General features: G+C 47.9%; 13 protein-coding genes. 2 read left to right on the top strand and 11 right to left on the bottom strand.

The window, feature by feature from the left end; translation table 11 throughout:
• Positions 1–43: 43 nt before the first annotated feature.
• From L3C95_RS31185 to L3C95_RS31160, 6 genes are all read right to left on the bottom strand, one after another.
• The gene (locus L3C95_RS31185) at positions 44–1240 is read right to left on the bottom strand and encodes a hypothetical protein (protein WP_236394458.1); all 1197 of its coding nucleotides are present in this window, start codon (positions 1238–1240) and stop codon (positions 44–46) included.
• Positions 1237–2070, bottom strand: coding sequence for a type 1 glutamine amidotransferase (locus L3C95_RS31180; RefSeq protein WP_236394456.1), 834 nt, complete (start codon positions 2068–2070; stop codon positions 1237–1239). The genes L3C95_RS31185 and L3C95_RS31180 overlap by 4 nt, the downstream gene beginning before the upstream one ends.
• Positions 2071–2087: 17 nt before the next feature.
• Entirely contained in the window at positions 2088–3188 is a 1101-nt protein-coding gene (locus L3C95_RS31175) for a carboxylate-amine ligase (protein ID WP_236394454.1), read from the bottom strand.
• 77 nt (positions 3189–3265) lie between these two features.
• Positions 3266–4372 (bottom strand): RimK family alpha-L-glutamate ligase, encoded by a 1107-nt coding sequence (locus L3C95_RS31170; RefSeq protein WP_236394452.1) that lies wholly within the window; start codon positions 4370–4372, stop codon positions 3266–3268.
• 171 nt (positions 4373–4543) lie between these two features.
• Complete coding sequence (locus L3C95_RS31165; protein WP_236394450.1) at positions 4544–5251, bottom strand: alpha/beta hydrolase-fold protein; 708 nt, start codon at positions 5249–5251, stop codon at positions 4544–4546.
• Positions 5252–5384: 133 nt separating this feature from the next.
• Positions 5385–8687 (bottom strand): TonB-dependent receptor, encoded by a 3303-nt coding sequence (locus tag L3C95_RS31160; RefSeq protein WP_236394448.1) that lies wholly within the window; start codon positions 8685–8687, stop codon positions 5385–5387.
• 369 nt (positions 8688–9056) lie between these two features.
• On the opposite strand from L3C95_RS31160, the gene L3C95_RS31155 reads away from it, so the two are divergent.
• The gene (locus L3C95_RS31155) at positions 9057–10259 is read left to right on the top strand and encodes a bifunctional 3,4-dihydroxy-2-butanone-4-phosphate synthase/GTP cyclohydrolase II (RefSeq protein ID WP_236394446.1); all 1203 of its coding nucleotides are present in this window, start codon (positions 9057–9059) and stop codon (positions 10257–10259) included.
• Positions 10260–10759: 500 nt separating this feature from the next.
• On the top strand, positions 10760–11233 hold the full coding sequence (locus L3C95_RS31150; protein WP_236394444.1) for a hypothetical protein: 474 nt from the start codon (positions 10760–10762) through the stop codon (positions 11231–11233).
• Between the two features lie 78 nt (positions 11234–11311).
• Here L3C95_RS31150 and L3C95_RS35150 read toward each other — a convergent pair whose 3' ends face one another.
• From L3C95_RS35150 to L3C95_RS31125, 5 genes are all read right to left on the bottom strand, one after another.
• Positions 11312–16027: a translocation/assembly module TamB domain-containing protein gene (locus L3C95_RS35150; RefSeq protein ID WP_236394442.1), complete on the bottom strand. Its 4716-nt coding sequence runs from the start codon at positions 16025–16027 to the stop codon at positions 11312–11314.
• A 209-nt stretch (positions 16028–16236) separates the two neighbouring features.
• Positions 16237–17115 carry a TraB/GumN family protein gene (locus tag L3C95_RS31140; protein WP_236394440.1) on the bottom strand — a complete coding sequence of 293 codons (879 nt, stop codon included), beginning with the start codon at positions 17113–17115 and terminating at the stop codon, positions 16237–16239.
• A 2-nt stretch (positions 17116–17117) separates the two neighbouring features.
• On the bottom strand, positions 17118–18164 hold the full coding sequence (locus tag L3C95_RS31135) for an aminotransferase class I/II-fold pyridoxal phosphate-dependent enzyme (protein ID WP_236394438.1): 1047 nt from the start codon (positions 18162–18164) through the stop codon (positions 17118–17120).
• 4 nt (positions 18165–18168) lie between these two features.
• On the bottom strand, positions 18169–18597 hold the full coding sequence (locus L3C95_RS31130; RefSeq protein ID WP_236394436.1) for a hypothetical protein: 429 nt from the start codon (positions 18595–18597) through the stop codon (positions 18169–18171).
• 9 nt (positions 18598–18606) lie between these two features.
• Entirely contained in the window at positions 18607–19137 is a 531-nt protein-coding gene (locus L3C95_RS31125; protein WP_236394434.1) for a DUF1572 family protein, read from the bottom strand.
• Between the last annotated feature and the right edge of the window lie 2 nt (positions 19138–19139).

Raw genomic sequence — 19139 nt, 5'->3', positions numbered from 1 at the left:
ATCTGAAAATAGTGAAGGGGCTGTACATACGTATCTGGCAACATCATGCCTGTTCAAAAAAAGCACAGCTTCCGCCGGTCCAGTTCTGCGGCTTGCCTTGTGACACACCGATCATTTTACTCTTGCTGATCCTGGCAAGATTGTGCACAAGTAAAGGCGCAGGACTGCTGTCCGGCCATACGTACATCATACGGATTTCACAATAGGCAGGGCCTTCGGGTGTTTCTACAGCGGGAGCATACTGCACTTTATGTTGCAGGATCCAGTTTTCCGGATCGGAGATCTTGTCCAGATCAGCCTGTGTCACATCTATCAGTACTCCCTGTCCGGCAAAGGAGAATAGCGGCTTCAGTACATAGTTTTCCAGGTCGGTAGGTATCACAGGCAGTTCATGCAGGAACCAGCTTTTGGGCGCATATTCACTGTGAATGAACGGTAATATGTACTTACTGATGCGGTAGAACCAGTTGGGATGTGTGATCCATTCCACCTCTAAGTCCTGGAAGAGATGTACGTGGTTGCCCAGTACTTCCTGCTGTCTGCGCAGGTCATCGAATATAACACGGTTGTAGATGCGTTTGATCTGGATGCGTTTACCATCCAGCTCATAATACAATTTCTTACCCTCCTGGATCAGTTCTGTGATGCAGACAGCTTTGATGCCCAGTTTATGTTCGGTATAATAGAAGTCGATCCTTGTTTTCTGTTCATGTGGTTTTACCTCCAGCAGCACCACTTCTTCCGGCTCACATGGACCTATGATCACCTCTTTCAGCAATTCAAAATAGGACCCTGCATTCAGACCATTAAAGAAGTTGCAGAGCGTGTTAGGTATTGCGAAGTGCGTTCTGAACTGACGCGCCATTAGTTCCTGGAAGGCATATAGGGAAGGGAAGCCCTGAAGTTCTATCAGTTTAGGCGTAAGGTTGCCCTCTTCATCACGGCATACGGCAAAATCGATGACCATGAAGTGAGGATGATCATTTTCATGCGGTACCTTCAGTTCATGGGGAATGGCATCCCTGGTTTGCTGTTTAAAATCCGGATGAAGGATGACAGCAACAATTTCATCGCAGGCTTGCTGTATCCTGGCGGTCAGTTGTGCAGGAATGAATACAGGTGTTTCAGCCACCTTAAAAGCGGGTGCTTCTCCTGCCTCCGCTGCAATACCTGAAAGGAACTCCTGGTACTGGCGGTGGGTGAACTGATGATTGTATGTGGTACGTATTGAAGGGATCATTGTTGTAAAGAGCGTTTAAAAATGGCATTATCAAGAAAAGCTGGTATAAAAGCATCATGCGTCAGCATGATCTTGTCGGGGTCAGAAAGATGCTCAAGCATGCCGTAGTATTTTTCCGCGCCATAGTTGGTAATAACCTGGTTCTTCTTTTCCTGTTGTAGCAGGTACATACGCATGCCTGCTGCATCTGCTTCCGGATGGAACTGTGTACCCAGGCAGTAATCGCTGAAACGGATGGCCATGGTAGCACGTTCCAGTGGTACATGTGGACGTTCTTTCTCAATAGCCAGCACCTGTGCACCAATAGCTTCCATCTTCTGTTGATTCAACTCAATGACCTGCCAGTTACGGCTATCAACGATATAATAAGGCTCGGGCAGTTCGCTGAATACCAGTTCCTGCTCGCCGGCACTTGTTTTATGCACGGGAAAGACGCCAAATGCCGGAGACCTGCGGCGGCATACATTGCCTAATCCGAGATAACGGCACATCAGCTGAAAACTGTGGCAGATCAGTAATACCTGTTTTTTGTCAATAGCGGTTTCATTCCATTCCCTGATGCCTTCCATGAGCCGGAAGTACCGTTGTTCCCATTCACTGCCTTCGCTGTCCAGCGGACTACCAGGACCGCCGGTGGAGATGTAGATGTCGTAGGATAGATCTGGCACCTGCTGCTGCACCCTTACCTCATATTCATGAAATTCAAGTTGCAGGGCATGTGTTTCAGCATAGCTGGTCAATATCTCCCTGATGCAGCGCATGCCTTCATTAGGGACCTGTTCGTACATATCCAGAACCGCTACTTTCCAGTGCTGCTTATTCGGAATCATACTGCAAAGTTACAAGTTTAGCAGTCTTTCAGAAACTGACTAGTGATGAAGTCGGTCACCGATATCAGGTCTTTCGTGTCTGCATAGACTTTCAGCTGCTGATCGGCACCGGTACCGTTTTCAAGGATATGACGGGTGTGTTCTATATAGTGACGGCTACCCAGATCATCTACCACATCATCCACAAAGTCCAGCAGCTCATAGATGAGCAACCGGGCATTTACTTCTTCTTCCTTACCGAAATCGATCAGGCTACCATCTATGCCATAGCGGGAAGCGCGCCATTTGTTCTCGTTGACCAGGGCGCGGTTATAGATAATGAAGTTCAGGTTCTGCATGCGCAGCTTATAGATCTTGGCGCACACGGCCTGGAAGAGCGCGGCTATAGTACAGGTTTCTTTCACGGTAAGCGGTACGTCACAGATGCGGAATTCGACTGTATCAAAGAAGGGATGCACCCGGAGATCCCACCATACTTTTTTCGCATTGTCTATACAGTTGGTCTTCACCAGCAGCTGGATATACCTGTCGTATTCTTCTATACTGGCAAAATAATCGGGAATACCGGTGCGGGGAAACTTATCGAAGACTTTAGTACGGTAAGATTTAAAGCCGGTATTACGGCCTTCCCAGAAAGGAGAGTTGGTACTTAAGGCAAATACGTGCGGCAGGAAATAACGCACGGAATTGGCAATATGCAGGGCCATTTCCCTGTTTTCCATCCCCACATGTACATGTAGTCCGAAAATGAGATTGGAGCGGGCAGCATCCTGCATTTCGTTCACGATCTCGAAATAGCGGGGATGGTCGGTGATGAGCTGCAGTTCCCAGTTAGAAAAGGGATGGGTACCTGAAGCGCCGACGCTGAATCCCAGGTCGCCGGCTATCTGGGCGATGGTGCGGCGCAGCATGGAGACATCTTCACAGGCTTCATCGATATTCGCGCATACCTGGGTTCCTACTTCGACTACCGCCTGGTGAAATTCCGCTTTTACCTTATCGCGGAGCACCCTGTGTGCCTGTTCTACGATCTTCTGTTCATGGGACCGGAGTTCACGGGTCACCGGATCCATGACCATATATTCCTCTTCAATACCGAGGGTGAAATTCTTGAGCATGTGGTGTTGGTGTACAATCAGTTACAAATGACAAATGACGGATCACGGATCGTGATCCGTCATTTTTGACACCAAAGTTATTCTTTCTTTTTAGTCTTTTTGGCGGGTGTTTTTTTCGCAGGGGTTTCTTTTTCCATCTCTGCTTCTACCAGTTCAGTCCCATTTTTAGGTAACTTGGCGGGCGTTACAGCGGCAGGTTTTTTAGCAGCGGCCTTTTTGGCGCCAGGTACGATTGCCGTTTGCTGACCATGAATGGCTTGCTGCAGAAAATTGCCCCAGGTGAGATTATCGGTACCAGGCGTTTGCTGTTGCGCGCGCTGGATGGCATAAGTGGCGGCCGTTTCCACCACCCACTCAAAATTCTCAGGACCGATCACCCGTTCACTGGTTTCCGGCGCCGGGTTCCAGAAGTCGATCACATAAGGTACACCATTGCGAACGGCAATTTCCACTGAATTAAAATCATATCCCAGGTACTGATTCAACCTGGCCACCTGGTCAGCAATGATGTTCAGCAGATCGCCATCGCCATTATCTTCCGCCAGGTAACGCTGGTTTTCCGGCTGATAAGGATCGTAAGGGATCACTCTTACATACCGGCCGCCAATGCAGTAACAGCGGTAGTAGGACTCGTATTTAATTTCTTCCTGCAGCATCATGACCAACTGTCCGGTGCGGGCATGTTGTGCAAAGAACTCCTCACGGTCATGGATTTTATACACATGTTTCCATCCGCCGCCATTGAAAGGCTTCATGTAGGCAGGGAAGCCGATGTAGTCAAAGATTGAGTCCCAGTCGAACGGATACACCAGGTTCCTGAATGACTGGTCGCTGGTAGTGAGAGGCAGTTCCCTCGAAGGAATAAGGGCCGTTTTAGGCACCTGTACACCCGTTCTCCGGGCCAGCTCATTATTGACGAATTTATCGTCAGCGCTCCACCAGAAAGGGTTGTTGATAACGGCCACGCCATCCAGGGCGGCCTGTTTGAGCCAGGCGCGGTAGAAAGGAACGTCTTGTGAAATGCGGTCAAGAACAACTGTATATCCGGAAGGAACGCCTTGTATCACTTTATCTATGGACACAGCTTCTGCCGTGATATCGTCTACCTGTTTCTCATTCACACGATCAATAAATGCCTGGGGAAAGCCATTTTCCTGGCCAAAGAGGATTCCTATTTTTTTCATCTGAAAAGAGTTTTACTGTTTGGTTATCCGTCGTTTACAACAGTCGCGTTTGAGGATCAATATTCACGCCAACGGCAGGATTTTCATTACCTGTACTGATAATAACATTTATGCTTTAAGTTGGTTGTCTTTGCGCAAAAAGTATTGTGTTGTGTCCTGCGTCTGTTGTCACTATTTTATGAGTGACAGATAGTAGGGGAGCATTTCCAGCCAGGTGGGCCAGTCATGGGTCCTGTTTGGTCTTACATCCAGCCAGTGCATGATTCCCTTGCTGCTAAGAATGCCCGACATGTTTTCGTTCTGATGGCGGGTGATGTCTTTTTCGGCTACGCCTAATATGATCCCCATCCGCCACAGGGCTTCATGCGGATTATCAGGCATAAAATCGACCGGGTTATGGTAATATACGTTGTCGTCATAATGGCCATTAAGCCTTGGTTTCAGATCGAAAACGCCGCTAAGGCTAAAAAGGTAGGATACGCTTTCAGGATAGCGGAAGGCGAAATTAGCGGCATGATATCCGCCAAAACTGCAACCAGCCACCGCCACACGGTGAACGCCTGTTTCCATTGTCACTTTTTCCAGCACTTCATGACGAAGCATACTGTCATACCTGACATGATTCAGGGCTCTCTGCGCCGGAGAGATATGAGGATTGTACCAGCTATCGCCGTCTATACTGTCAGGACAGTAAATCCTGATCAGCTGGTTGTCAACAAACCATTGCAGGGCCCCGATCAGCCCTTTGTCCTTATGTTCATGATGCCGCCCCAGGGATGTCGGGAAGAGTATCAGCGGATACCCCTCTTCGCCGTACACCAGCATTTCAAATTCATGGCCCAGGTGCCGGGAATGCCATTTGTAATGTTGTTCCTGCATCGTTATAAATATAAAGAAAAAAGTCTAACAGCTTGTGAAGGAATGATGAACTAATGAGTATTACATCATCCGCATAAAAAAAGGGCTGTCGCCAAATGGCAAACAACCCTTTTTTCTATGAAAAGTGCTCTGACTATCTGAAGATGTAACGGAAGCCAAGCTGACCCTGCCAACGTGCAGACTGTAAACCGAAATCATCGATTGTTGCTACAGTCTTGTTGTCGTTCTTAACAGGCGCTTTGAAGTTAAACTGAGGTGTAGTACCATCAGTAGCAAAGCCAACGAAATCTATCAGGCCATAGTTGTTGTAACTCATACCTGTACGGGTAGAGTATATACGGCCCCAGTCATTATTGATCATGTTACCGAGGTTGAACACGTCAAAAGTAACCTGGATAGTGTGACGTTTGCCATTCTTCTGCGTGATGTAAATATCCTGTGCCAGGTGCAGATCGAAGATATGAGTGAATGGAGTTCTCAGACCATTCTTTTCAGCATATTCGCCTCTGTGTTTGCTCAGGTATTTATCGCCGTTGATGAACGCATCCAGTGCCGCCCACTGCTGCTCAGGAGTAACTGGCGTAGTGGAACCGGTAGGAGTGTAGGCTACCAGGTTGATGTCAGCCGCTGTTTTTGGAATATAGATCAGGTTCAGGCCTTTATCACTGCTGGAACCGTTGAAGTCACCCACAATGTTGGCGCTTGGAATATCCCTGTAACCATATCCGAACCTTTCGCCGGACTGTCCTGTGTAGTACAGGGTAACAGTGGTAGCGAAGTGTTTCAGGTATTCTTTCTTATAAGTTACAGAAGCAATGATCCTTGAACCTACGTCGAAGATAGAGTTACCCAGGTCAATAGCATTACGGCCATTGATGTTTGGTACCCTCCACTGGGAAGAGTTCTGAGATGACTGACCATCGTTGATGCTCTTCGAACGGCCATATGTATAGGCTGCCATTGCACTGAAACCACCGTAGAAGGTTTTCTGTAACTGTGCGGTCAGGTTATAGGAGTAACCCTGGCTGGTGTTTTCTGCATACATCACATCTGTGTAGTTACCCAGGATAGCTTTACCTGCGTTTTTCCAGATAGGACGTTTGTCGCCACCTGCGCCGGTAACTGTACTACCAGATGGGATATAAGACAGGTTGTAATATGCTACGTTGTTGATGTTTTTGGTATAGATACCTTCCAGGCTACCGATCATACCCCATGGTAAACGCTGATCTACTGCCAGGCTGGTCCTGAATACCTGCGGGAACTTAAAGTTCTTTGCAAACAGATCGATCTTTCCTGAAGGAGCCACAGTGATGCTTGGCTGTGTGAACGGATCAGGATTGAAGGTGATAGGCTGATTGGTTGGTGATGTTGGGTTAGCGGGATTGTATGTCTGCCTGATACCACCCAGTGTTACACCATTGTTGTTGTACATACCACCCAGCCATACAAATGGAATACGGCTGGTGAAGATACCTGCACCACCACGGATCTGTGTGGTCTGGTCGCCTTTCACATCCCAGTTGAAGGCTACGCGTGGAGACAGCAGAATTTTAGAATCAGGTTTGGTACCGGTCTTTGCACCCTTGATATCCCACTTTCCTGCGGCAACGAGGGCCGGAAGTACGTTGGTATTGAAGTCAGTGTTGGTTGCAGGATCATCCAGCAGCATTGGAAGGTCTGCACGGATACCCAATGATACGCGTAAGCGGTCGTTGATCTGGTAGTCATCCTGTGCATAGATACCCAGTTGCAGCGCTTTGAACTTAGCAGCTCCTGCGGTGTTGTCACCAGTGGTTTTATCTACAGCAGAGAATGAACGCTGGTACACGGTTGGAGAAGCGTTATTCATGAAGTCAGCCAGGCTCGCAAATGTATAAGAACCATAGTTCTGACCAATGAACACGTTGTTCAGGCTATAGTATTCGTTACTTGTACCCAGAGAGATCGTGTGTTTACCTCTGTACAGTTCCAGGTTATCAGTAAGGGTAAGTACATCCTGGCTCAGCAGGTTAGCTACAGAGAATTCTTCTGTACCAAAGCTGATGGATTCCCTTGAGATAAACACAGAAGTATATGGAGAGCCCATAATACCACGGTCATCCCTTACGAAGTTAGCACCTAACAACAGGGAGTTCGCTGCCCTGTTACCAAACTGGCTTTTCAGCTCAGCGGTGGTAGCATTTGTAGTAGAAGGGAAGCTGACACCCTTGTTAGAAAACGTAATGGTAGATGCGCTGGATTTACCCGGGCTGATGCTTTCACCATGTGTATACTGGTGACGGATGGTGAATTTGTTGGACTCATTGATGTTCCAGTCGATTCTTGCGAAGAATTTGCGGCCATCCAGTGTGTTGTCAACTGTTTCATATCCACCCGGGTCATATCCACTTGAACGCAGTTTGTTGATGAGTGAATCAAGTCCGGCCTGGGTAGCATAAGTAGGACGGCCATTTCTGTATGTTTCGTAGCTGAAAGGCTGCGGACGGTTCTCTTTCTGAAACTCGGCGTTTACGAAGTAGAACAGTTTATTTTTGATGATTGGCCCGCCTATACGTACGCCATAAGTTTTAGAAGAGAAGTCTCCCAGTTTGGTTCTTTTGCTCTCATCTTTGGTAGGCGTTTTACCTGCCAGGCTCTCATTACGTACGAAATAATAGGCAGAACCTTCAATTTCGTTAGTACCGCTCTTGGTTACAGCGTTGATAGCGCCACCGGCGAAACCACCCTGTTTTACGTCGAACGGAGATACGTTGATATTGAACTGGTCTATGATGTCAATACTGAAAGGAGAGATACCGATCTGGCCACCATTTGTACCATTTTCTGCCAGACCGAATACGTCGTTCTGAACAGCACCGTCCACGAATGTAGCGTTATATTTATTGCTGGTACCTGCAATGGAAATGGTCTGGTTGCCGCTTCCGTCTTTAGTCAGCTTCGCCTGTGGCGTCAGACGTACGAAGTCGGTCAGGTTCCTGCCCACAGAAGGCAGCGCTTCTACCTGTGTACGGTTCAGTGTAGTCTGCGCACCTTTACGGCTGGAGTTGAATACACCACCGCTTCTCTGACCTATCACCTGCACTTCCTTGATATCCTGGGCTTTTTCTCCGAGTTTCATGTTCAGTCTGAATGGTTGACCCAGGGCAAGGAAAATATCCCCCTGGCTGAATTCCGTATAGCCGATATAGGAGGCGGTTACCTTGTACGGTCCGCCGACATTCATGTTAGGGATCCTGTAGTACCCTTCAACATCTGTAGTGGTACCATATTTAGTACCGGAAGGTACATGGATTACAACAACGGTAGCGCCAGGTAATGCCTCGTTCGCAGGGCCGGTAATTTTACCGAGCATGCTACTGGTGGTTACCTGAGCATAAGAGTGAAATGCGATAAACAGGACAATGAATGTAGAGAGTAGTCTTTTAAATCCCATAAATGAGCGATTTGATTTATGACGCAAAGGTGGCAAATAAAATTTTACAGATTTTAACTATAAATTAACAAATTGTTAAGCCATTGAGGATATTAGATGTACAGGTTATAATTTTGGATAGCTATTAGTTAAAACAGGTATTTCATCGAGTTTGTTCAACAATTTGTACCAGAAATTCTAAAAAATCGAATAGGACATCTTTAAAATACTTAGAATATTGCTGCGCACGCTATTAAATCATATACTTATCAGCTCGAATATTTATATGGTTTATTGCTATATATGTGCAGTGATCTTCAGGTAAGCAGATAGGATAGGGTATGGTGCTTTTTTTACCATAACTTTGCGAATTAACTTTAATAAAGCGCTATGCTAGATACAATAGAATCAGCCATAGAAGATATCAGGAATGGTAAGCTGGTAATAGTCGTAGATGACGAGGACAGGGAGAATGAGGGCGATTTCGTTACAGCAGCAAGGAACGTAACACCGGAGATCATCAATTTTATGAGCCGTTATGGCCGTGGTTTAATATGTGCTCCGCTGGTGGAGGAACGTTGTGAGGAGTTGAAACTGGAGATGATGGTGCGTGACAATACCGCCCTGCACCAAACCCCCTTTACCGTATCAGTAGACCTTTTGGGTCACGGATGCACCACAGGTATATCAGCACACGACCGCGCCAAGACCGTACAGGCTTTGATAGATCCCAATACACGCCCCGAAGAGCTCGGGAAACCGGGACATATCTTCCCCCTGAAGGCAAAAAGCGGCGGCGTACTACGCCGTACCGGTCATACAGAAGCAACCATCGACCTGGCCAGGCTGGCCGGTTTTGAACCCGCCGGCGTACTGGTAGAGATCATGAATGAAGACGGCTCTATGGCCCGTCTGCCACAACTTAAGGAGATAGCAGATAAATTCGACCTGAAGCTCATTTCCATCAAAGACCTGATCGAATACCGCCTCGAAAAGGAAACCCTGATTGAGGAACAGGTAACCGTACATATGCCTACGGCATACGGCGACTTCGAACTGGTAGCTTTCAAACAACTGAACTCCGGCGACCTCCACATGGCCCTGAAAAAAGGATCCTGGGAAAAAGGCGAACCAGTCCTGGTACGTATCCACTCCTCCTGTGCCACCGGCGATGTCCTGCACTCGCTCCGCTGCGATTGCGGTGAACAACTGCATAAGGCCATGGAAATGGTAGAACGTGCCGGCAAAGGTCTGATCCTCTACATGAACCAGGAAGGCCGCGGTATCGGACTGCTGAACAAGCTCAAAGCTTACAAGCTCCAGGAAGAAGGCCGGGACACCGTACAGGCAAACCTGGAACTGGGCTTCAAAATGGATGAACGCGACTATGGGGTAGGAGCACAGATCCTCCGCCACCTGAACATTACCAAAATGCGCCTGATCACCAACAATCCACGCAAACGTGCAGGATTGAAAGGGTATGGCCTCGAAGTGGTGGAAAATGTACCGATCGAAGTACATCCAAACCCACATAACGAATTCTATCTCAAGACCAAACGCGATAAGCTGGGTCATGAGATACTGAGGGGATAATTTTGCAGAACCTCCGTCAATTAAAAAAGGAATCAGTTTTATGCTGATTCCTTTTTTTGTGTCGTTTTAGCTGCCGTGAAAGTTGAGATATGATAATTAGTGATTTGTCAATCTTAGGCAGGTAATTGGCGCTCAAATTTTATATTTTTTAAACATTTTTTTTATTACTCATGTTATACTATTATACCAATTGCAACAGTAGTATGATAGTTATCGCCATTAACAGCTCAATTTTTCCAACTAATGATTAGCTGTTTTGTAATGGTTGCGATAACAAAAATTATTCACTAAATTGGTATTACCTTTGCAACCCATTAGCAAAACATATCAGGATATGAGGCTACAGGACACCAACATGAGACTTTTAACGCCAAAAGCGTTTTTATCCTTTGTAGAAAAAAACAAGGGACAAATCCTGTCAAGCAAGTTTATCCCGCCTAAAATTGGCCAACGTGGTTTTGGACATGTGAAGGTTGCCATAAAACCACCGGCAATTTTTGATGTCAAAAAGCACGCTTAATTCTTCTCCGCCCTCAGCAGACCAGGCGCATGACACGCCTCCTCCTATACTCGATGAAGGCTTAATTAAACACTTTTTAGAAAATCAAAGCAAACAGTTAGAGCTGCAGGCTTTAGAAGCAAAGTTCAGAGAGAAACAAATGGAGCAGGACCATGCAATAGCAGTACAGTCTCTGCATATCCAAAATCAGAATGAAGATCGTCTCGGAAAAAACAAATTGGTTAGCCAAAAACAGCAGTATTACTTCTGGGGAGTGATAGTAGTAACTTTTTTTGTAGTACTTACTATCACTATTTGCTTAAATAAGGAGTCGGTCGCCTTGGAGATACTCAAAGTAGTTGTACCCGCAATTTTATCTGCTATAGGCAGCTATTTTTACGGGGTGTCCCAAGGGGAGAAGAAAGGAAAGAAATCTAAGTATGAATCATACGAAGAAATTGAGCCTGAGGAGTAATTCTCAGGCTTTTTATTTCCAACAAAAATGTCGCGATTTATAATTATATGGAATATTGAATCCAATCGAGACAAAGCCTTAATTCCCAGCCCTCCTCTTCAAACTATCCTCCCTTTCCCGCTGTTTTTCAATCTCTTCCTGCCGGATGGCTTCCGCCCTCCTGATCGAATCAATAAACCTCCGCCTGTTTCGCTCATTAAACAACTCTGCGAACTTATTATACTCGCGTATATAGGAAATACCCAGACCCGCCTTATTACGGTTCACCAGGTTATACACGTCATAGTCCGATTTACTGAAAGCATTGATACGGATACGCCCTTCCGGCGTCAGGAGGTACTCTGCCCTGAAGTCGCCCGCAAAACGGTTGGCATTGGCAGAGGTGCTGGCCTTACCCCAGTCATAGTCACCACCCACATATAGCCTGATCCTGTTATTATAAAGATTACTGGTCACCCCTGCGCTCACCTGGTTACGGTCCAGAGATGCATTGTCCTGACTACCAATGTTATAAGCCCTGTAGTTTACATTGATACCGATACCGCTGTTCTTTAATAAGGTGCCGGTAATATTGTTCAGAATAGCAGATGCCTGCGCACTCAGTGCCTGACCCACACTGTTCTTACCGGTAGTTGCAACACTGGCACCGCCGGCTGAGTTAGGATCTTCCGGCAGGAACTGGTTAAACAGCAGCAGACCGGCCATTTGTTGCAGGGCCTTGTTCTGGTCCTGGTTGATCTCACGGAGTTTAGCCGCTACACCACTTTCATAGGCCACTGAGCCTACTTCCGGAAGACTGATCTCGTAAGTGATATCCGGTTTCATTAGCTCATTGCGCAGGTTGATGAGGATGTCTACCCTTTCTGTACGGGTAGCCAGCTTGTCACCGGCAGTGGAGGAATTACCCACCAGGTTATAAAGACTTACTTTAGGCAGGGTATATTTCGCGTGGATATCCACTTTAGCCTCGTTAGGATCGCCGTTCCAGGTGATGGAACTGCTTTTATCAATGTCAAACTTCCAGCTGGTCAGCCTTTGCAGCGTGAAATTGTACGATCCGTTATTGATCTCATAATTACCGAACATGGTAAAATCGCCTTCCGTATTCACATTGATCTGCAGGTTACCCGTACCGTTCGCTGAGATCATATCACCGGAAGCAGCGTCCATGATCACGTCGATCTGGGCGTCTGGTGTAGCAGAAATGTCCAGTTTAACACTCAGTTTTACGTTGTCCTTCTTCTTTTTCTTTTCCTCCTTCATCTCCGTTCCGTACGACTTGAACGTGATGTAATCTGAACGGCCGATATCTTTACTGTCTGATAACGGCAGATAGAAATGCGTGGTCCTGCCCGGTCTGGCCTGGATACGCAGCTGCAGGTCGTTCAACGGACCGGAGAAATACACCTTGCCATCTGCGATCACGTTCCCATAAAACAGGTCACTGTCTTCTGCATCCGTGTTCAGGAAGATGAAGTTGCGGGCCGTAACGTCAAAGTCGAAGTTCAGATTGTTGAAATGATCATGTGAAATGTAACCGCTCGCAGTAGCCCGGCTGTTATTCTTATCAATTATAAAGAAGTTACCGAATTCAATCAGCTTGTCGTCTATATTCAGGTTGAGCCGGGGGATGGTATAATATGTGCCCAGGTACAAGACTTTCACACCCGCACTGTCCACACGAAGATTACCATGTACGGATGGCTGTTGCGTAGTACCCGTTATGGACAGTTTGCCGGAGGCCATCCCTTTCAGGTCGGTCACATATTCATTCACAAAGCGGTCCAGCACACTGAGGGAGGTACCATTCAGCTCCACATTTGCCTGTAACCTGTTGTTGGTGGCAGAGACCCCTGCCAGTCCTTCCGCAAAGAAATTCTTCCCCTTATTCTCCGATTTGACGGAGAAGGTCACGTCGCCTGTTTCCTGTTTGTAACCGCCTTCGAAGGCCACCAGTCCAATGGAGTCGTTGTCAATACGCAGCTCGCTGGTGGTGATCAGAGCATTGACGTCCAGGTTGTGGGTGGGATCGGATATATTGATCGTGCCATCTGCAAAACCCTCTATACGCATGCTGGTCAGCTGGTAGGGTATCACGTCCGACAGGTTCAGGTTCTTCAGGTTCACGATAAATTTAGACTCGTCCGGGTTGAATTCGTTCGTCTCTACCGTAATACTCTGTTCGTTCCTCGTTACCTGCAGATTATGGATAGTCAGGAAGTCCTTGCTCCAGTAGATTTCATTGCCTGGCGTCACATTCCATTGCCGCTCGTTGACCGTAAACGCACTGTTGAGGAAGCTCACCTTCACACCCTCCGCCACTGTTATAACCCTGGCATAAAAACCATCCATGGTGGAAGAGTCTGCCGCCTGCAGGTCCACTTTGATATAGGAAGTATCCCTGCCGGAATTGGCGAGGATCAACGGATGCTGCAGCCATACCTTGTCGCCGGAAGATACCTTCCCGATGCTCGTGCTGATGTCTATCTTGTCGAAGGTCCCTGTGCTTTTCAGCTGAAGATTTTCGAAATGATAGTTCCTGTAAGAGGCCAGCGGCACGTTCACATTCAGGGCAAGGTTTCCTTTAATGGTATTCAGGTTGCCTTCTATGGTAGAGTTGTCAAAGCCGGAAATATCTTTTGAGAAGCCACGGATCAGTTTATCTACCTGTCCCAGCTGGAAGGCGAAAGAGAAATCCTGCTGGATATTGTCTTTCGGCGCAGTAGGGAAGTAGCTGGGGTAATATTTGTTCAGCAGGAGGCGGAACGCATCCGGCAGCTGCATGAAGCTATAGTTCCCTTTTACATATCCGCCTATCTCACTACCCTGGATGGCCAGCACCTTCACATTATTTTCCAGGTGGGTGGATACGTTGAGCGAGTCAAACTCCAGCCTGCGCTGGTCCTTGAACAGCGATACATTGTATACCCTGGCGGAACCGTTGAAGTTGTCTATGTTGTCGCCGGCAAAGTTGAGGGCCAGTTTGGCCTGCAGCACGATGGAATCGCTTGTCAGTTTTAAAGCTCTCAGGTTGCCATGGCGTATGTCGGAGTCGAAATCGAACACCGGTACATCACCGTTGAAGTCAATGGTACCGGCAAAATCCATATCCAGGTTGGGATCATTGACTGTCAGGGCGCCGTTGAAGAATTTACGGTTCATGTCCCCCTTGGTCTTGATATTATTGTAGCTGTAGCCGTTCAGTGTAATTTGCTGTACATCGGCGTCTACTGCCGCCTTCAGGGTCCTGAAGTTGAAGCCTTCCCCATTCAGTTTTGCGCTGAGGGAGATGGTAGATATCTCAGGCACGCCCATCAGGGCGCCTACATTGAAAGCATCTGTGGTGAGGCTTCCCGAATATACCGGCACATCCCTGTTCGTTTTGAAGTTAAGGTCGGAATTCAGGTTACCCAGGTTGGTCTGGAATTTACCATATGCTACGAAGTCATTTACGAAACCCGTAAAGGTACCAGCAAAACGGATGTTGTTCAGTCTTTCCAGTTGTACGGGGTCTATATTCCGCAGATCAGGGGCAATGCTGATGATATCAGCCCCTGTGGTCAGCAGTTCTTCTGCATTAAAGTCAATGTAGGTATCGTTGATATCCGGAAGGCCACGCATTTCCAGTCCTCCTTTCAGGCGGGTGGTAGTGCCGGCTTCCAGCCGGATATTGGATGCTTTCAGGTTGCTGACCGGCCCACGGGCGTCGCCGCTCAGGGAGATCTCTTTTTTCCAGTCGGATAGTTCGGGTGCAAAATAGGCGATATCGTCAGAATGCAGGCTGCTGTTCACAATATGCGCACGCATATATACCTCATCAATGTAACGGTTCATGTCACTGATATCAGCATACTGCATGGTATAGTAGTCGCGCAGGTGGCTGCGGTTGGTGAACAGGTCCATGTGGGAGAACTCCATCTCTACGGGCGACATTTTGAACTTTGCCGTCAGCTTTTTAACCTCGAAGCCACTGCGCTCTTTAGTGCTCATGGTCAGGTCGCCGATGATGCTGTCTTTTACCAGGCTGGTATTGGTCAGCGACAGGTCGATCTTATTGAAGCGGATATGATTGGGCGCAAAGTAACCTTTTTCTACCGGCGTCGGGTCTTCCAGATCATCCACCCCCAATGTACCATCCTTGATGGTTATTTCTTTCACCAGCAGCTTCCAGTTGGCACTGTTCCAGCGGAGGGCAGGAATGGCGGCCGTATCTGTCAGTGGGGCTGCCGGTGCAGGACGACGTTTCTTACGCAGGGGAGAAGCCGGGTACCGGGAAATGATAAACGTAGGTTTATCCAGCGTCAGCTCCTGTATATCAATGTTATGCAGGTTAAGGTCAATATTCTTGGCGTCGAGATAAATGCGTTTAGCCGCCACGCGCATGTCTTCTCCGACCCAGGCATCTATCTGGTTAATGCGCACATTGCGCAGATCCGTCTTGCGGAGGTCAAAAGACACACCGCCGCTGCCTTTGCGGGGCTTCAGGCTCGTATCGGGCGGAGCGCTGAATTCATCGACGATGAATTGATAGTTCCATACAGAATCATTCCTGTGGCGTATCAGGTTCACATCCGCATCATCCAGTCCGATAAACTTGATAACAGGTTTGTCCTGGAAAAAGAACCAGTCAGTAATGCGCAATTGCAGTACACGGGCATACAGCAGGGTATCTTTATGACGATCTTCTATCAGTGTGCCTTCCAGTCGGAGGCTGTTAAACAGGCGGATATTGACGTGATCGATCTCTACCCGGGTTCTCAGTTGTTCTGACAGGCGTTCGGTGACTTGATGCACCAGGAAATTCTGTATCGCCGGAATGTTCACCAGTACACCGATCAGGATGATCAGGCCCAGGATACTCAGGAAAATAACAGATAATATTTTACGTACTTTTTTCAGACGGCGATATTTAATCCGGCAAAAATAGTTGAATTACTTGATAGAACTATAAGAGAACGCAGAACTGCCGGCTATCGTCTGTGAGTATTGTATGAGTAGTGTAGTTATAACACAGGTTTAACAGTATATCCTTCTTTCCGCAACAGTTCAATTACCCCTATGTTTCCACCCAGATGTCCCGCGCCTACCGCGAAGAAAGTGGGCGCTTTTGCCGCTTCACTGCTGATGATACTTATCCAGTTACGGTTACGCCTGTCCAGCAGCAGCTCCTTGTACCTGAGCATATCTTCCATCTGGACGATCTGGTTGTATAATAACCGGATATCTCCCTGCTTATATGCACTTACCATCCTGCGATAATCTTCCCTCGATTTCGCCGTATCTGTAATGCTCTTCAGCATCATTGCGGCTTCTTCCGTATCGGGAATGCTGTCAAACATGGCCAGCTGGTCCAATATCGCTTCAAGTCCTTTGATCGGTAGCTGCTGCGCTTTGGCCAGTTTCACAAGTTCTACTTCTGTAGATACCGGCCTGTCGCAGGTAGTGGCGGCGAACTTCTGTAGCATGATGGAATAGATGATCAGTGGCTTCAGCTTATCCAATTGTGCCAGTTCGATGTTGAGACTATCATGGAACCAGGTGGACATTTTCGCATAATCAGCTGCCGCAAACAGCGCCTTGAAGGAATAGGGCTCCGGCATAAGTGCTGCGGACTGTATACGGCCTACTTCCTGTTTATCGTCGATATTCACCTCCAGGTACAGCGCTTTGGATTGCTTCAGCGCATCCAGGGCAGCGGAAGAGAAATGATGATCGTCCGGACAGATGGCATGAATGGTGCCATACAACCAGGACGGACTTTGCAGGCCTTTGCCGGATATTTCCCAGAGCAGGGAAGACTTTTCGGGGGCTGTCTGCTGGCCTTTGGCGGTTAACAACAGCAGGCTGCAGGAAAACAACAGGGAGATCTTTTTGAGTAACATGTCTATCTGTTTAAGAGTAACTTATGCAGTACATACAGGTCCTCCTCCGAATGCTGCGCAGAAACAATGATCCTGTTTACAGGAGGGCTATCCGGATTGGGATAGCCAAATGAGGAGATCATGATATCATGCTCCAGCAGGTATTTTTCAATACCGGCATTATCCTTCAGCAGGAATACCGGCAGATGGAAGGGGTTGTGCAAATATCCGATATTTCCCGTCAGTGATGTAAAATAATTGATCCGCTGCTGTAACAAGGCCCTTTGTTCAGCATGCAGAGAAAAACTTTGCAGGAAAGCCCAGGCATTGGCCGGCATCATGGGCGTGGCGCCGGTGAACAGGGGCAGCTTTTTAATGGCGGCAATATCTGCTGCATGTCCCGATACTACCCCTCCCTGAGCACTGTAAGCCTTGGCAAGGGATGCTGCAAGCAGATAACGTACGGGAGGATGCTGCGGCAGTGTATGTACGATGCCGTTGCCATTTGCACCGATCACCCCAATACCATGTGCATCGTCAATGAGCACGAGCACCTGCCGTTTCAGTTGTTGCAGCCAGGAGAAATCATTGATGGTGCTCGTAAGCGGATTCACACTGTCTGCCACAATTACAAAGCGCTCGTCCGGATGCGCATTGACCTTGTCGACCGTTGCTGCCGCCCAGGCAGACCAGTCCTGCACAGGAATGTGCGGCTGCCCTTTCCATAAAGCCGGATGTGCGGAGGGGGCATACAACAGTTCTCCCCTTGTCGCGGCATATTGCACTGCCGACTGGGAGGCCAGATAGCCGGAAGAAAAGGTAGCCGATGCCTGTTGCTGCAGCAATACGGCCAGCGCATGTTCCAGTTCATCATACAGCTGCAGCCTCGTGTTGGCGATACGCGAGGAAATAAAAGTCGTCCCGTATTCATCAATGCCCTGTTTCAGCAGCTCCTTAAAAGCAGGAAGTGCATGTAAACCCAGATAAGAAAATCCGGAAAAGAAGAGATATTCTTTTCCGGAAATGCTCGTTCTGCTGGTAGGCGTTGTATGTGTAAATTGTGCCTGCATGTCCTCATTCAGCTTTCGTCTTCAGTATAAAATAGTACTCCCCCGATTTCACCTTCATATCAAAATGCGTTTCATCAAGCTTCACAACGGTCACCAGGTTCTCTGCAGACCGCAGGCCATTGGCCGCAGTGACAGAGATGATCTTACCGTCACTCAGTAGTTTGTACTTGCCGGAATCCGGTTTATTGTCAATGGTGGCGATGAACAGGTTATTGTCAAGGAACTGGTAGTACACATTGGTATAATATCCTCGTTTCAGGTCAGTGGCCTGGTTGATCTGTGTAATATCGTAGGCCGATCCCGGTGGGACGACCACATCATACACCCGCCATTTTTTGTGTACCAGCAGTTTGTTGGTACGGCCGCTGTTACACGCGCTGAATGCAAGGGCCAGTACGACTGCACACAGAATGGCCTGTAATCTCATCTTCATGGTATACGCTTATTGTTTTTTTCCGAACATGTCCTGGTTGAAGGCCTGCGATTGTCCCTTAGGGATCGACAGGCTTTTCCAGTCAGACTTTTTGATCATTTTACCAATGTACACAATTTGCCCTACATGGTAGGGGATATGGCTTAGCTGCCTGTTGATGGCGTCCAGCACAATATGCGGCTCACTGCGGATGTAAACGGTCTTCTCCAGATCATCGGGTGTTAAGGCACTGATAGCATCCAGCATACATTTCCAGCCGGCTTCCCACAGTTTGATGATCTCTTCTGCGGATGCCTGGTCATCTTCAAACTCCACGTCCCTGTTGCGCCAGGGCTTTTCACCGTCGGAGTGCAGGAAGTCTGTCCACCGGGAATGCATGTTACCGCTGACATGTTTCACGATCAGGCAAACGCTGTTAGGCTCTCCTTCCGGCTGCCAGTGCAGCTGTTCGCCGCTGAGTATTGCCAGTGTCTGGTCGCCGAGTGATTTATAGTATGCGAATCTTTTCAGCACACTGTCCAGGAAGATCTGTCCTATCATAC

This window comes from Chitinophaga filiformis (assembly GCF_021646545.1).
GTDB classification, from domain to species: Bacteria; Bacteroidota; Bacteroidia; order Chitinophagales; family Chitinophagaceae; genus Chitinophaga; species Chitinophaga filiformis_A.
The sequence above is the reverse complement of the archived record's forward strand: the minus strand, read 5'-3'. Positions and strand labels throughout refer to the sequence as shown.

Coding starts and splice junctions, on each gene's coding strand:
- L3C95_RS31185 (WP_236394458.1), bottom strand. CDS start 1,240: ATGATCCCTTCAATACGTACCACATACAATCATCAGTTCACCCACCGC.
- L3C95_RS31180 (WP_236394456.1), bottom strand. CDS start 2,070: ATGATTCCGAATAAGCAGCACTGGAAAGTAGCGGTTCTGGATATGTAC.
- L3C95_RS31175 (WP_236394454.1), bottom strand. CDS start 3,188: ATGCTCAAGAATTTCACCCTCGGTATTGAAGAGGAATATATGGTCATG.
- L3C95_RS31170 (WP_236394452.1), bottom strand. CDS start 4,372: ATGAAAAAAATAGGAATCCTCTTTGGCCAGGAAAATGGCTTTCCCCAG.
- L3C95_RS31165 (WP_236394450.1), bottom strand. CDS start 5,251: ATGCAGGAACAACATTACAAATGGCATTCCCGGCACCTGGGCCATGAA.
- L3C95_RS31160 (WP_236394448.1), bottom strand. CDS start 8,687: ATGGGATTTAAAAGACTACTCTCTACATTCATTGTCCTGTTTATCGCA.
- L3C95_RS31155 (WP_236394446.1), top strand. CDS start 9,057: ATGCTAGATACAATAGAATCAGCCATAGAAGATATCAGGAATGGTAAG.
- L3C95_RS31150 (WP_236394444.1), top strand. CDS start 10,760: ATGTCAAAAAGCACGCTTAATTCTTCTCCGCCCTCAGCAGACCAGGCG.
- L3C95_RS31140 (WP_236394440.1), bottom strand. CDS start 17,115: ATGTTACTCAAAAAGATCTCCCTGTTGTTTTCCTGCAGCCTGCTGTTG.
- L3C95_RS31135 (WP_236394438.1), bottom strand. CDS start 18,164: ATGCAGGCACAATTTACACATACAACGCCTACCAGCAGAACGAGCATT.
- L3C95_RS31130 (WP_236394436.1), bottom strand. CDS start 18,597: ATGAAGATGAGATTACAGGCCATTCTGTGTGCAGTCGTACTGGCCCTT.
- L3C95_RS31125 (WP_236394434.1), bottom strand. CDS start 19,137: ATGATAGGACAGATCTTCCTGGACAGTGTGCTGAAAAGATTCGCATAC.